The following is a 13,433-nucleotide window of genomic DNA, read 5'->3' as shown; positions in this document are numbered from 1 at the left end:
CCCACCACAATGCGCCGTGCCTACCGTCGACGAGCTCCCTGTGCAAACCGATCATCGGCCGATCGGAGGCTGCAGAATCTGGCCATGACCCAATCCCTCGAACGCTCACCGCAGATCGGTCTGCGCTTGGCCGGCCTGCTGTATCTGGCCATCATCGCCCTCGGGCTGTTCGGGGAGGCGGTCGTGCGTGGCAGCGTGGTCCTGCCCGGCGATGCGGCGGCCACCGCGGCGCGCATCGCAGCCGAGCCGCTGCTGTGGCGGGCCGGCATCGCCGGCGATCTACTGATGCATGTGCTAGATCTGCCGGTGATCCTGGCGCTCTACTACCTGCTGCGGCCGGTCAGCCGGCCCCTGGCGCTGCTCGCAACCCTGTTCAACCTGGTCCAGACTGCCGTTCTGGCCGCGAACAAGCTCAATCTGCTGCTGCCTATACTGCTGCTGCAGGGCAGTGGCACCGGCCAGGCCTTCAGCGCGACGCAGCTGCAGGCACTGACCGCGCTGGCGATCAATCTACATGGCTACGGCTTTGGCATCGGCCTGATCTTCTTCGGCATTGCCTGCCTATTGCGCGGCTGGCTGATCGCCCGCAGCGGCTTCCTGCCAAAGCCCCTGGGCCTCTTGTTGCTTCTCGCGGGCCTCAGTTATCTGCTCAACAGCTTCGCGCTGCTGCTGGCCCCCAAGCTCGCGGCAGCGATGTTTCCCGTCATCCTGATGCCGGCCTTCGTCGGCGAGCTGGCGCTGGCGCTGTGGCTGATCGTCAAGGGTGTGGACCTTCAGCAATGGAGGCAGCGGCGAGCCGACTCGCTCGCCTGAGGCCACCCATACTTCTGGCACCCCCGCTTCGGGCTGCTACCCTTTGTCTCGCCAAAACTGCATCCACCGGATTTGTCACTATGACTCTTATTCGCCCCCTCGGTCTGGCGCTCTGCCTGGCTCTTTGTTTCGGCACGGCCGGCGCCCAGGCTGCAGCCAAGCCGCTGGCGGCCGTCACGACGGTCGAAGGCATTGCCGAGTACCGGCTGGCCAATGGCATGCAGGTGCTACTTGCGCCCGACAACTCCAAGCCCAGCACCACGGTCAATGTGACTTACCGGGTCGGTTCCAAGCATGAGAACTATGGTGAGACCGGCATGGCCCATCTGCTGGAGCATCTGATCTTCAAGGGCACGCCGAAGAACCGCGCGCCGTGGGCCGAGTTCAGCAAGCGGGGTTTGCGTGCCAACGGCTCGACCTGGCTGGACCGCACCAACTACTTTGCCAGTTTCGCCGCCAACAACGACAACCTGAAGTGGTATCTGGACTGGCAGGCCGACGCGATGGTCAACAGCTTCATCGCCCGCAAGGATCTCGACACCGAGATGACCGTTGTGCGCAACGAGATGGAGATGGGTGAGAACAACCCCGGTTACATCGTCTACGAGCGCCTGATGTCCTCGATGTACCAGTGGCACAACTACGGCAAGAGCACCATAGGCGCTCGCGCCGATATCGAGAACGTCGACATCCCGCGCCTGCAGGGCTTCTACCGGACCTACTACCAGCCCGACAACGCCACCCTGATCGTCTCGGGCAAGTTCGAGCCGGCCCAGGTGCTGGCCTGGGTTCAGGCAAGCTTCGGCAAGATCCCTCGCCCGAAGCGCGAACTTCCCAAGCTCTACACGCTGGACCCGGTGCAGGACGGTGAACGCATGGTGACGGTGCGCCGCAACGGCGGCGTGGCCAGCGCCAACGTGGCCTACCATGTGCCGCCCGGCCCGCATCCTGACTACGCGGCCGTCGAGCTGCTGAACCTGATCCTGACCGAGCCGCCAGCCGGCCGGCTGCACAAGCAGCTGGTCGAGAGCAGCAAGACCGCCGCCTCGGTCAGCGCCTTTAGCGCGCCGCTGGCGGAGCCGGGCTTCACGATGATTGGCGCCGACCTGGCACCGGGCGCTGATCTGGACGCGCTCAGCCGCGAGATGCTGAGCGTCGTCGAAGGTCTGAGCAAGACACCGATCAGCGCCGACGAGCTCAAGCGCGCCCAGCAGCGCTGGCTGAACCGCTGGGAGCAGCAGTTCGCCGATCCCGAGCAGGTCGGCACCGCCTTGTCCGAGACCATCAGCCAGGGTGACTGGCGCCTGTTCTTCCTATTGCGCGACCGCGTCAAGGCCGCCAAGCTGGCCGATGTGCAGCGGGTCGCCAGTGAGCGCCTGATCCAGGCCAACCGTACGCTGGCCCACTACATCCCGACCGACAAACCCGTGCGCGCACCGGCACCGACCAAGGTCGATGTGGCCGCCGAGATGAAGGCCTTCAAGCCGGCCGCAGCCGAAGCCGCCGTGGCGGCCTTCGACGCCAGCCCGGCCAATATAGACAAGCTGACCCAGACTCACCAGCTGGCCAATGGCATGAAGCTGGCCCTGCTGCCCAAGCCCACGCGCGGCGGCACGGTCAATGCCAACATCACGCTGCGCTGGGGCGATGCCGACAGCCTCAAGGGCCTGCGCCCGGTGGCCGAGGCCACCGGCGCACTGCTCGACAAGGGTACGCAGACGCTGAGCCGCCAGCAGCTGCGCGACAGGCTCGACGCGCTGAAGGTGGAACTGCGCGTGATGCCTGCGACCGATTCAGTCAGTATCGCCTGGGTCACCAAGCGCGAGCATGCGGTGGAGGCCGCCGCGCTGATCGCCGAAATGCTGCGCCGCCCAGCCCTGGCACCAGAGGCGCTGGAGGAGGTGCGCGCCCAGGCGCTGTCGGGTCTGCAGGCGCAGCGCGCCGAGCCCGAGGCGGTGGCCGAAAACGCGCTGGCGCTGGCCATCAACCCCTACCCGCGTGGCGATGCGCGCCACAGCCGCAGCTTCGACGAGATCGAAGCCGACACCAAGGCCGTGAAGATCGAGCAGCTGCGCGAGTTCCACCAGCGCTTCTACGGCGCAGCCCAGGCCCAATTCAGCGCCGTCGGTGACTTCGATGCAGCAGCATTGAAGTCGGCGCTCGACAAGGCCCTGGGCGACTGGAAGGCCGCCGCGCCCTACCAGCGCATCGCCACGCCCAGCGCCGGCGCGCCTGGCAAGCTGCAGCTGCTGGCAACGCCCGACAAGCAAAATGCCGTGCTGGCCGCGCGCATGCCGCTGGCGCTGAACGACGACCACGCCGACTACGCGGCGGTCTCGGTGGCCAACTACCTGTTCGGCGGCGGCCAGGATTCGCGGCTGTGGACCCGCATCCGCGAGAAGGACGGTCTGAGCTACGGGGTCTGGTCATTCCTGGCCTGGAGCCAGATCGACCTGAACTCGCCCTGGAATATCGGCGCCATCTTCGCGCCGAGCAACCGCGCCAAGGTCGAGACGGCGCTGCGCGAGGAAGTGGCGCGCGCGCTGAAGGACGGCTTCAGCGCTGGCGAGCTTGAGAGCGCCAAGAAAGCCATGCTCTCGCAGCGCCGCCTGGGCCGTGCTCAGGATGCCGGCCTGACCCGTGCACTGGCCGGTAACCTCTATCTGGGCCGCACCATGGCCAAGAGTCAGCAGGTCGACGAAGCGATCGCCGCGCTGAGTCTAGAGCAGGTCAACGCGGCGCTGCGCAAGTACTTCAAGCTCGAAGACTTCCAGATCGTGTTTGCGGGCGACTTCAAGTAAGCCACGGGCGGGACAACACGCCTCACGAAAAACGGCCTGCGGGCCGTTATTCCTTTTGCGGGCCGACTTCGGCCGGCGCCGCACTCTTGCTCCGCGCCTCCCCCTTCGGGGTGATGGATGCAGCGAATTCAAACGAATACATTTGATTTCAACGCATCAACCACCAAGGTCCGGTCATGAGTACCAGCACCAGCATGGAGCCGCTGTCGGCCCGGATTCCCAGCGATCTGTATCTTTGGCTGGCCCAGCTGCAGGTGGACGGCGCCACCACCAACAGCGACAAGCTGCGCGTGCTGCTGGGCCAGCTCAAACGCCAGCACGACGGCGCCTTTGACCATGTCGCCGCGCTGTCCTGGTGCCGCGATCTGGTGGCGCGACTGCGCGACTCGCTGGCTCGCCTGGAGCTGGCCGAGGGCCGCCATTCCGAGGTGCTGCAGCAGTTGCTGGACCACAGCTGCCACACGATGGCCCTCTTGATCAGCGCCCAGCCGGACAGCTCGGCCGCGGCGGCCCAGCTGGAAAACGCGCTGCTGCGCCGCAGCTTCGCATTGACCGAGTCGCTGCTGCGGCAGGCCACGACGGCCGAGGCTAGCGCATTCGATCCCCAGGTGGTGCACAAGCATCTGCCCACAACTTTGCAACTGGCCCAGGCCATCACTCTCTTAAAAGGAGCCCAACACCATGGCTGAGACTCTGAAAAATCGCGTCGGTCGCGTGATGGCCGGCGGCGTGCATGCCCTGCTCGACCGCATCGAAGACCGTGCGCCCGAAGCGATGATGGAGCAGGCGCTGCGCGAGCTCGACGGCGTGGTCGACGAGGTGCGCCACGAGCTGGGCGTGCATGCCGCCAACCGCCACCTGGCCCAGCAGCGCCATGCTGAGCTGAACAAGCAGCATGAGGCACTGAAAGGCCAGATCGAGCTGGCACTGGGCCAGCAGCGCGAGGAACTGGCGCGCGCCGCCGTGGGACGCCAGCTCGATATCGAGACCCAATTGCCGCTGCTGGAGGCGAGCCTGGCCGAGCTGGCGCGCCAGGAAGGCGAGCATCGAGGCTATGTCGACGCACTGCTGGCCAAGCGGCGCGAGATGGAGGCGGCGCTGAGCCAGTTCCGCCAGAGTCGTGCCGGCAGCAGCGCTGCGACAGCGGCCGGCGTCAAGCCTGCTGGCGATATCGAAGCCCGCATCGCCGGTGCCACCGGTGCCTTCGATCGCGTCTATGAGCGCCAGACCGGCCTTGCCGGCCCAGCCCGCGCGATGCAGGTGGAGCAGGCCGGTCAGCTTCAGTCGCTGGAGGACCTTGCGCGCCAGACCCAGATCGATGCCCGCCTGGCCCAGCTCAAGCAAGGCAGCTGAGCGCCATGAGCCTGTTCACGACGCCCCAGAACCTGCCCTTCGGCATCGCCTTCGCGCTGATCGTCGGCATCGCCCTGCTCGAAGGCCTGGGCATGATGATCTCGCTGAGCCCCAGCAACTGGCTGGACGACTGGCTGCCAGAGACCGGCCACGAGAGCGCGCTGGACCGGGTGCTGGGCTGGCTGCATCTGGGCCGGGTGCCTTCCCTGGTCTTGCTGCTGCTATTCCTGACCGGCTATGCGCTGTTCGGCTATAGCCTGCAGCTGGTCTGCCGCGGCCTGGTTGGCCACTACCTGCCGGCCTGGCTCGCCGGGCTGGCGGCTGTGCCGGCCGGTCTGGCGACGGTGCGCGGCCTGGGTGCACTGGTGGCCCACATCATCCCGCGCGACGAGAGCACGGCGGTCAGCGCGCAGACGCTGCTGGGACGCGTCGGCACCGTCTATGCCGGCCATGCCCGGCAGGGCCTGGCAGCCCAGGCCCGGGTGCGCGATGAGCATGGCCGCAGCCACTATCTGCTGGTCGAGCCCGATCTGGCCGACGAGGTCTTCGAGGAAGGCGCCCAGGTGCTGCTGGTCAGCAAAAGCGGTGCGATCTACCGGGTGATACGCAACCCGCATCCGGCCCTGGTCGAGAGCTGAACACGAACGCATTCATTCAAGGAGGAAGGGAAAGAAGATGGACAACCTGATCGAGATGGGCATGATCGCCGGCGTCGCGCTGCTGGGTCTGCTGACCATAGGCATTGTTTTTGCGCGCCTGTACAAGCGATCCACCAAGGAGACCGCCTTTGTGCGCACCGGTTTGGGTGGGCAGAAGGTCATCATGGATGGCGGCGCCATCGTGCTGCCGGTCTTTCATGAGCGCGTGCTGGTGAATATGAACACGCTCAAGCTCGAGGTGATGCGCCGCGAGCGCGAGAGCCTGATCACCAAGGACCGCATGCGCGTGGACGTAACAGCCGCCTTCTTCGTGCGAGTGCAGCAGACCGCCGAGGCCGTCAGCACGGCGGCCCAGACCCTGGGCACCCGCACCTTGGCCCCCGAGGCGCTGAAAAGCCTGGTCGAGGACAAGTTCGTCGACGCGCTGCGCGCCACCGCCGCGACCATGACCATTCAGGAGCTGCAGGACAAGCGCCGCGACTTCGTGCAAGCGGTGCAGAACGCGGTTGCCGAGGATCTGGAGAAGAACGGCCTGGAGCTGGAGTCGGTTTCGCTGACCAGCTTGGACCAGACCGACAAGCAGTTCTTCAACCCCAACAATGCCTTCGATGCCGAGGGCTTGACCCGCCTGACCGAGCAGACCGAGGCGCGCCGCAAACAGCGCAACGATGTCGAACAGGAAACCGAGATGCAGGTGCGGGCCAAGAACCTTGATGCCCAGCGCCAGAAACTGACGATCGAGCAGGAGCAGGAGTTCGCCACGCTGGCCCAGCAGCGCCAGGTTGAGACCGCGCGCGCCGAGCAGGCCGCCCAGATCGCCACCCAGCAGGCAGAGCGCAGCCGCGAGGCCGAGGCCGCCAAGATCGAGGCCGAGCGCCAGGTGGGCCAGAAGAAGATCGAGGCCGAGCGTGAGATCAAGAGCGCCGAGATCGACAAGAACCTGGTCGTGCAGACTCGCGAGATCGAGCTCGAGCGCAAGACCGAGATGCAACGCGCCGAGCAGCGTAAGCAGGTTGAGATTGCGCGCCAGGACATGCAGATCGCGATTGCAAACAAGAGTAAGGAGCAGTCAGTCGCCGATGCGCTGGCCAACCAGGCGCGCGCCGACGCGGTCAAGGCCGAGGAAGGCGTCAACACCGCACGCCAGGTCGCGGTGGCCGAGCGCGAACGCAGCATCCAGCTGATCGAGGCCAGCAAGGAAGCCGAACAGCTGGCCATCGCCGTCAAGGTCTCGGCCTCGGCCGAGAAGGAAGCCGCGCTGGACCGCGCCGAGGCCATCACCATCGAGGCCAAGGCCAAGCAGGCCGCCGCCATTGCCGAAGCCGAGGGTCGACGCGCGATCAACGAGGCGCTGAACACGCTGTCGGCCGCGCAGATCGATCTTCAGGTGCGCACCCTCTTGCTGCAGCAGTTGCCGGCGGTGATCGAGCAGGCGGTGCGGCCGATGGAGAAGATCGATTCGATCCGGATCTTCCAGGTGAATGGCATGAACGGCGGTCAGATCGGCCCGGCAGCCGAGGGCAACGCCAACAGCGCCACCTTCCCCGAGCAGGTGATGAACTCGGCCCTGCAGTACCAGATCGCCAAGCCCATCGTCGACGCGGTGATGAAGGACGCCGGACTCAGTAACGAGGGCATCACCGGCATGGCGCAAAGCCTGGCTGGGATGCTGCAGCCTCAGCCGCAGGCGCTGCCGGCAGCGCCGCGAGGCGCCTGAGATGCGGCGGCGGCACTGCCTGGGCTTGCTGGCGGCACCAGCGCTGCTCGGCGCCATAGCGGCCCGAGCAGAGTCTATCGAGCTGCTGGAGCAAGACCTGGTCCTAGAGCGCAGTGCACAGCGCCTGCATGGCAGCCTGCTAGGCCCGGCTGTAGCCCACAAACCGCTGGTTGTTCTGATCATTGCAGGCTCCGGGCCGACCGACCGCGACGGTAACAGCGCTGGTCTGCCAGGCAGGAACGACAGTCTGAAGCTGCTGGCCCAGGGTCTGGCCCAGGCAGGCATTGCCAGCCTACGCTACGACAAGCGGGGCGTCGGTGCGAGCGCTGCAGCGATGACGACCGAGACCGAGCTTCGCTTCGAGCACTACGCTGATGACGCGACCGCCTGGGTTGAATTGCTCGCCGGCGACACACGTTTCTCCGGCGTGGCCATCGTCGGCCACAGCGAGGGCTCTACCCTGGGCATGCTGGCCGCGCAGCGCGGCAAGGTCAATGCCTATGTCTCGCTGGCCGGCCCCGGCCGGCCGGCGGCCGAGGCCCTGCGTACTCAGCTACAAGGCAAGCTGCCGTCATCGCTGATCGAACGCAATGAACAAATCCTGCAAGCCTTGCAGCGCGGAGAAACGGTTGCCGATGTGCCAACACCGCTAGCCGCGCTGTACCGGCCTTCGGTCCAGCCCTATCTGATCAGCTGGTTCCGCGTCGACCCGGCGCGCGAAATCGCCAGGTTGACAATCCCAGTGGCAGTGATCCAGGGCACGACGGACATCCAGGTCACGGTCGACGACGCCAAGCGACTGGCCGCCGCGCGGCCTGGCAGCACGCTGCATCTGGTCGAGGGCATGAATCATGTGCTGAAGGCGGTGCCTGATGATTCATCTCGACAAAGGACCTCCTACCGCGACCCCTCCTTGCCGCTGGCGCCGAGACTGCTCGAGCCCTTGGCGCTCTTCCTGAAGGGCGCCGTCTGATACAAGTCAGCGTTGCCGTTCGACAATGCCGCACCAGGCGCTTTCTCGGAGTCCCCAAATGAGCCAACACGCCGCCCCGGCCCAACTCGCCCTCGGCCAATTCAAGGTCAAGATCGGCCCGCCCGAAGCAATGAGCGCACCGCCAGGCGCGGCGCCCTTATCGCGCCGCTCGCTGGACAAGCAGTACGAGGGCGGGTTGCAGGGCCAGGCGCTGGGCGAGATGCTGGCGGCCGGGCAGCCGCAGGCGGGCGAAGCGGCCTACACCGCGTTGGAGTCCTTTAGCGGCACGCTGGATGGGCGCGCCGGCAGTTTCGCGTTGGCCCATCTAGGCCTGATGAGCGGCGATCAGCAGGACCTGCGCATCGTCATCGTGCCCGGTTCGGGCCTGGGCGAGCTGGCCGGCATCAGCGGCGAGCTGCGACTGCGCATCGAAGGCGGCGTCCACCATTACGAGCTGAGCTATCGCCTGCCCTGATTCAGACAGGCAACTTCGAGAAACGCCCGCCATGACCTGGCTGCCGCTCGATCTCGCCGCCCTGTTTTTCTGCCCAGGCGTGGACATTCCCCGCATGTCCACATCGGGTCGCAGATTGCCTCAGATCGAGCCGGATCGAATCCCCTACGGCGACCGACGCGGCTTTCCCAGTCAAGTCGTGACTGTCTTGAGTCCAATCTCTTCGCACGCAGTGGCGGATCGCTACAGATTCTTGCGGTCATGTCTTTGGTCGCGGGTGTAATCATGGCTTTGCTGGGTCTAAGCGGCCTGGTCTGAGCCTTGTCGGCTGCGGCGCCCGGTCGAGATCACTCCACACTCAATCTCATCGATGTACTCCTCCACCTTCATGTTCGCGACCAAGCAGTTCGATGATGCCTTTCATCGCCTGGACCATCAGATCGCAGACCATGCCAAGACCATCCCAGGCTATCTCGGTGAGGAGAGCTGGAGCAATCCAGACACGGGCCTGGTCTCCAATGTCTATTACTGGGAGACGCTGGAGGCCTTGCAGCAATTGATGCAGCACCCAAGCCATCTGGCGGCCAAGGCCGCGCAGCAGCAGTGGCTGGCCGGCTACCAGGTGGTGATCTCGCAGGTGCTGCGCCGCTATGGCGACGCCAAGCTGACCGGCCTGCTGCCGAGCGCGTCTTTGTAGCCAGCCGTCCGGGCGCTGCCCGGCTGCGTCAATCGATCAGTTGGGGCGGCAGCCGCCTGACATCATCCGACTCTCGATGGCGACGATGCGGTAATGGCTGCGCCCCACGGCACCGGAGTTGTCGATACTGCTCTGGCGACTGCTCCGCACCGCCGCGTTGCGTCGCCCGAAGGCTTCGCCGCGCGCCTTGTTGAGATGGGCGCAGTCGGCCTGCTGGCCCACCGGCTGCGGCTGCCCGCCGCGCGTTGACGCATCGCCGAAGCTTCCCAGACGAGCCTTCTGGGCATCGGCTCGCGCCCTCGCTTGCTTCTGGTCCTGTTCGGTCGGCCCGGGCGCGATGGTCAAGGACTGGCCCTGACCGGCACAAGGCCGGGTCTGGTGGCTCGCCTTTCGGTCAACCGTGCACTTGTGGACGCTCTGGCTCCAAGCATTGGCCAGGGGCAGCAGCGAGGCAGAGACCAAGATGGTCGCGTGCGCAGCCAAGCGGGGCTCTCGTCATGGCGCGATAGAGAGTAGTTGAAGCGCTGGAGGCCGGTCTGAGCGGCCACCTCGATTGAAGTTGTGGACAGCTTCTCGGTCAATCGCCATGAGGGGGGACGAGTGTGATGCAGTACCGGACTCCCGCGCCACACAAGCGCTGGACGCTGCGCTATCCTCAGCAGGGGCCAGCCCCTTTCCCCGTGCTGGTCTTCGCGAACATGCTTGTGCCCCGGATCGCCCTACTTCTCGGACTGCCACTGATGCTGACGGCGGCGCAGGCCGATACGCTCAGCGGCTGCGGTCACCATGCCTATCCGCCGTGGAACTGGGAGCATCAGGGCCAAATCGTCGGCACCTGCGCCGAAGTAGCGCGGCGCGCCTTCGCGACCGCAGGGCTGACGCTGAAACTGGACCATGTCGGCCCCTGGGCGCGCTGCCAGGCCCTGATCGAGCGCGGCGATGTCGATGTCAATATCTGCGCCTTTGACAACCCCAAGCGGCGCGAGACCTCGGTCATCGTCGAGCCCGCGATGGGACGCAACGAGGCGGCCGTCTTCGTGCCGCGCGGTAGCCCGCTGACGTTCGAGCGCTGGCAGGATCTGAAGGGCCTGCGCATGGGCATGGTGCACGGCGTCAGCCTGGGTGCCGAGTTCGATACCTTCCTGCTGCAACACACACTGCTCGACCGCGCGCTCAGCGAATCGCTCAATATGCGCAAGCTGCTGGCCGGGCGGCTTGATGCAGTGGCCACAGGGCGCGAGCTCGGCCAGCTGACGCTTTCGGTGCTGGGCTGCCAACACAAGATCCAGGCCCTGCCGCAAGTGGTGCTGGTGGGCGAATTGTTCATCCAGATGTCCAAGCGCTCACCGCATCTGGCCGCGCTGCCCAAGGTGCAGGCTTTTCTGCAGCGCCCGGACTACAAGGCCCTGCTGACCCAGCTGCACCGCCACTACACGGAGCTCTACACCGCACAGCAAGCCTCGGCACCGATCGAGGCCTGCACTTCGCCCTGAGCCCTCAGGACTCATCCCAGTATGGCCGCTGGGCATCGAACTGCTCGGCCAGGAAGTCGACAAAGGTCCGCAGCAGCAGGGGCTGGTGGCGCCGGCTGGTGTAGACCGCATGGATGCCCAGCTCGTCGGGCTCCCAGCCGGGCAGCAGTCGCTCTAGGGCGCCGCTGGCTAGCAGCGGGCCAACCAGATAGGTAGGCAGCAGGCCGATGCCAGCGCCGGCCAGCACCGCCTGCAGCAAGACCATCGCCTCGTTGGCGCGCAGACGCGGCGGCGGCAGCGGCAGGCTGATGCGCTCGGCGCCGCGCTGCAGGTGCCACTCGTCGCTGCCGAAACGGGCATGACCGGCGACATCGTGCCCGGCCAGCTGGGCCGGCTCGGTCGGTGTGCCGCGCCGCGCCAGATAGGTCGGCGCCGCACAGACTACCGAGCGGCATACGCTCAGGCGCCGCGCGATCAGGGCCGGGTCGAGCTGATTTGTGATGCGCAGCGCCAGATCGATGCGGTCCTCGACCAGATTGACAGCATGCTCAGAGGCCTGCAGTTCAATCTGGGTTTGCGGATGCTGCCGCAGAAACACCGCCACCGCCGGGGCTAGGTGTTGCTGCGCGAAGGACATGCTGGCGGTGATGCGTAGTCGGCCGCTGACAGTTTGATGGCGCGCGCCGGCCACCACGCGCGCTTCCTCGGCCAGCTCGACCATCTGGCGGCAGCGCGGCAGCGCCTCCAGACCGGCATCGGTCAGACTCAGGCGCCGGGTGGTGCGCTGCATCAGCCGCGCGCCCAGCCATTGCTCCAGTGCCTCCAGATGGCGCGAGGCCATGGCCCGCGAGATGTCCAGTGCCTCGGCAGCCGCAGTCAGGCTGCCGCGGTCCACCACCTCGACAAAGACCTGCATGGCCTGCAAGCGGTCCATCGCCGTCAGACCTGCTTTCCCAGCTTGTGCATCAGCGGGGCCAGCTCGCGCAGGCGCTGATCATGGCGGGCCTGCAACCAGCCCAGTGCGAAGAAGCGGCGGTCGTCATCGCCGGCACCTTGCTGCAAGGCCAGCGCCAGGTCGTTGAGCTCGCCCAGCGCCTCTTGTGCTGCGGCCAGACCGCGTGACCAGCGCTTCAACTCCTTGGACTCGAACAGGCCGGCGCTAAACTCCAGCCCATAGCGCAGGCGCTTGATGCGCTTGCGAAGGCGATGGCGCTGCGCCTCGTCAAGCGCAGCAAAGCGCTTCGCATCGGCGCGCACCGCCTCGCTCCAGCGCTGCAGACGGCGGCGCAGGGCCGGTTTCAGCTTGGCCTTGGCCTCGGCCTCAGGCGCCGCAGCCAGCTCGGCAATCCGGCCCATCAGCGTCAACAGCAGCATCTGGCCGCTGCGGCCGCGCAGCAGCAGGGCCGGACTTTCGGCGGGCGCTGAACTCGCGAGTACCGGCTCCGCCTCGGACCAGCGCGCCCGCAGTGCCGCCGCCAGCTCAGCCGACCAAGAACCTTCGCGCAGCACATCGCCATCGCGCGCCGCGCCGAGGCCGCGGAACAGCGCCGCGCTCAGCTCGGCCAGCGTCTGATCATCGGCCGCCGGGTCCAGGCCCTTGAACAGCGCCAGCGCGCTGCGCAGCCGCCGCAGGCCCACGCGCAGTTGGTGCAGATGTTCGGGCGTAAACAGGCCATCGGCCAGCTGGCTGGCGTTCGGCAGGATTTGCTGCAGGCAGCCCAGCAGCGCCGCGTGCAGGCCCTGGGCCGGCGTGCTACCGCGCTGCAGCTGGGCGGGCCGCGCGCCGACCGGCGGCGCCATCGCCTCGGCGCGCGCCAGCATGTCGCCGCGTTGGGCCTTGGTGCGCTGGTCCAGCCACAGGCCCTGGCGCAGCGCGTGGCGCTGGGCCACCTCCAGCACCGCCTGCGGCGCGCCGCTGAGCAGCTCGATCTCCAGCTCGCAGACCGGCAGGCGCTGCAAGCCGCCGGCAGCCGCCTCGGCAATCAGAAAACCCTCGTCGAAGGCCAGCTCGACGACGCCAAGCCGCGTGCGCAGCGGCCGCTTCAGGCGCCAGATATCGGTGCGAAATAGGCATACCAGCGTGCCGGCAGGCAAGCTGGCCAGCAGCGCCAGCAGACGCTCGCCGGCCGGATGGCCGGCATGGCGGGCGGCATCCAGCGCCGGCAAGGCTGCGCTGCGATCGCTCAGATCGACATTGTGCTCAAGCCGCGTCATGCCGTCCGCGCCTGCGCCCTTGAGCGTCTGCACCCAGCGCAGCCCCTCGCGCCGCAGCCGTAGCGCCAGGCCCGCGCGAGCAAGGTCTCGGGCGGGCGTGTCGAAGTAGGCCGCCTGCAGGCGCTGGCGCCGCGCCGGTTGGGCAACGCTGCCGACCACCCATCGACGCAGCGCCTCGCGCCGGGCGTTTGGGACCTGGAATTTGAGTTCGACTTCGTTCATGGCTTGCTTGCTATTTGCTCGAATCATGCAACAAACAATCGACAAACACGTTGTTTAT

Annotated in this window: 13 protein-coding genes; 10 read left to right on the top strand and 3 right to left on the bottom strand. The window is 66.7% G+C overall.

The window, feature by feature from the left end:
* Window positions 1-84 precede the first annotated feature (84 nt).
* The 9 genes from OOZ63_RS01535 (at window position 85) to OOZ63_RS01495 (ending at window position 9,467) form a co-directional block, all read left to right on the top strand.
* On the top strand, window positions 85-813 hold the full coding sequence (locus tag OOZ63_RS01535) for a DUF4386 domain-containing protein (protein ID WP_266003548.1): 729 nt from the start codon (window positions 85-87) through the stop codon (window positions 811-813).
* Window positions 814-893: 80 nt separating this feature from the next.
* Window positions 894-3,614, top strand: coding sequence for a M16 family metallopeptidase (locus OOZ63_RS01530; RefSeq protein WP_266003547.1), 2,721 nt, complete (start codon window positions 894-896; stop codon window positions 3,612-3,614).
* A 176-nt stretch (window positions 3,615-3,790) separates the two neighbouring features.
* The gene (locus OOZ63_RS01525) at window positions 3,791-4,303 is read left to right on the top strand and encodes a hypothetical protein (RefSeq protein ID WP_266003546.1); all 513 of its coding nucleotides are present in this window, start codon (window positions 3,791-3,793) and stop codon (window positions 4,301-4,303) included.
* Window positions 4,296-4,967 carry a PspA/IM30 family protein gene (locus OOZ63_RS01520; protein ID WP_266003545.1) on the top strand — a complete coding sequence of 224 codons (672 nt, stop codon included), beginning with the start codon at window positions 4,296-4,298 and terminating at the stop codon, window positions 4,965-4,967. Before OOZ63_RS01525 ends, OOZ63_RS01520 begins: the two co-directional genes overlap by 8 nt.
* A 5-nt stretch (window positions 4,968-4,972) precedes the next feature.
* Window positions 4,973-5,605: a YqiJ family protein gene (locus OOZ63_RS01515; RefSeq protein WP_266003544.1), complete on the top strand. Its 633-nt coding sequence runs from the start codon at window positions 4,973-4,975 to the stop codon at window positions 5,603-5,605.
* Between the two features lie 37 nt (window positions 5,606-5,642).
* The gene (locus OOZ63_RS01510; protein ID WP_266003543.1) at window positions 5,643-7,343 is read left to right on the top strand and encodes a flotillin family protein; all 1,701 of its coding nucleotides are present in this window, start codon (window positions 5,643-5,645) and stop codon (window positions 7,341-7,343) included.
* Window position 7,344: 1 nt separating this feature from the next.
* Window positions 7,345-8,316 (top strand): alpha/beta hydrolase, encoded by a 972-nt coding sequence (locus OOZ63_RS01505; RefSeq protein ID WP_266003542.1) that lies wholly within the window; start codon window positions 7,345-7,347, stop codon window positions 8,314-8,316.
* Window positions 8,317-8,374: 58 nt separating this feature from the next.
* A complete protein-coding gene (locus OOZ63_RS01500) occupies window positions 8,375-8,791 on the top strand; it encodes a DUF3224 domain-containing protein (protein WP_266003541.1) in 417 nt (138 codons plus the stop codon).
* Window positions 8,792-9,140: 349 nt separating this feature from the next.
* The gene (locus OOZ63_RS01495) at window positions 9,141-9,467 is read left to right on the top strand and encodes an antibiotic biosynthesis monooxygenase family protein (RefSeq protein WP_266003540.1); all 327 of its coding nucleotides are present in this window, start codon (window positions 9,141-9,143) and stop codon (window positions 9,465-9,467) included.
* A 36-nt stretch (window positions 9,468-9,503) separates the two neighbouring features.
* Here OOZ63_RS01495 and OOZ63_RS01490 read toward each other — a convergent pair whose 3' ends face one another.
* The gene (locus tag OOZ63_RS01490) at window positions 9,504-9,950 is read right to left on the bottom strand and encodes a hypothetical protein (RefSeq protein WP_266003539.1); all 447 of its coding nucleotides are present in this window, start codon (window positions 9,948-9,950) and stop codon (window positions 9,504-9,506) included.
* A 122-nt stretch (window positions 9,951-10,072) separates the two neighbouring features.
* Between OOZ63_RS01490 and OOZ63_RS01485 the strand changes: the two genes are divergently transcribed.
* Entirely contained in the window at window positions 10,073-10,960 is an 888-nt protein-coding gene (locus OOZ63_RS01485) for a substrate-binding periplasmic protein (protein ID WP_266003538.1), read from the top strand.
* 4 nt (window positions 10,961-10,964) lie between these two features.
* Here the strand turns inward: OOZ63_RS01485 and OOZ63_RS01480 are convergent, their stop codons facing one another.
* Window positions 10,965-11,873 (bottom strand): LysR family transcriptional regulator, encoded by a 909-nt coding sequence (locus OOZ63_RS01480; protein ID WP_266003537.1) that lies wholly within the window; start codon window positions 11,871-11,873, stop codon window positions 10,965-10,967.
* 5 nt (window positions 11,874-11,878) lie between these two features.
* Window positions 11,879-13,375, bottom strand: a complete 1,497-nt coding sequence (locus OOZ63_RS01475; RefSeq protein WP_266003536.1) for a CYTH and CHAD domain-containing protein — start codon at window positions 13,373-13,375, stop codon at window positions 11,879-11,881.
* Window positions 13,376-13,433: the final 58 nt, after the last annotated feature.

The organism is Paucibacter sp. PLA-PC-4, assembly GCF_026241155.1.
GTDB lineage: Bacteria > Pseudomonadota > Gammaproteobacteria > Burkholderiales > Burkholderiaceae_C > Roseateles_E.
The sequence above is the reverse complement of the archived record's forward strand: the minus strand, read 5'-3'. Positions and strand labels throughout refer to the sequence as shown.

What these genes read in the sequence shown, in the direction of transcription:
- OOZ63_RS01505 (WP_266003542.1), top strand. Translation starts at nt 7,345, where the DNA reads ATGCGGCGGCGGCACTGCCTGGGCTTGCTGGCGGCACCAGCGCTGCTC.
- OOZ63_RS01495 (WP_266003540.1), top strand. Translation starts at nt 9,141, where the DNA reads ATGTACTCCTCCACCTTCATGTTCGCGACCAAGCAGTTCGATGATGCC.
- OOZ63_RS01535 (WP_266003548.1), top strand. Translation starts at nt 85, where the DNA reads ATGACCCAATCCCTCGAACGCTCACCGCAGATCGGTCTGCGCTTGGCC.
- OOZ63_RS01525 (WP_266003546.1), top strand. Translation starts at nt 3,791, where the DNA reads ATGAGTACCAGCACCAGCATGGAGCCGCTGTCGGCCCGGATTCCCAGC.
- OOZ63_RS01510 (WP_266003543.1), top strand. Translation starts at nt 5,643, where the DNA reads ATGGACAACCTGATCGAGATGGGCATGATCGCCGGCGTCGCGCTGCTG.
- OOZ63_RS01485 (WP_266003538.1), top strand. Translation starts at nt 10,073, where the DNA reads ATGCAGTACCGGACTCCCGCGCCACACAAGCGCTGGACGCTGCGCTAT.
- OOZ63_RS01515 (WP_266003544.1), top strand. Translation starts at nt 4,973, where the DNA reads ATGAGCCTGTTCACGACGCCCCAGAACCTGCCCTTCGGCATCGCCTTC.
- OOZ63_RS01480 (WP_266003537.1), bottom strand. Translation starts at nt 11,873, where the DNA reads ATGGACCGCTTGCAGGCCATGCAGGTCTTTGTCGAGGTGGTGGACCGC.
- OOZ63_RS01475 (WP_266003536.1), bottom strand. Translation starts at nt 13,375, where the DNA reads ATGAACGAAGTCGAACTCAAATTCCAGGTCCCAAACGCCCGGCGCGAG.
- OOZ63_RS01520 (WP_266003545.1), top strand. Translation starts at nt 4,296, where the DNA reads ATGGCTGAGACTCTGAAAAATCGCGTCGGTCGCGTGATGGCCGGCGGC.
- OOZ63_RS01530 (WP_266003547.1), top strand. Translation starts at nt 894, where the DNA reads ATGACTCTTATTCGCCCCCTCGGTCTGGCGCTCTGCCTGGCTCTTTGT.
- OOZ63_RS01500 (WP_266003541.1), top strand. Translation starts at nt 8,375, where the DNA reads ATGAGCCAACACGCCGCCCCGGCCCAACTCGCCCTCGGCCAATTCAAG.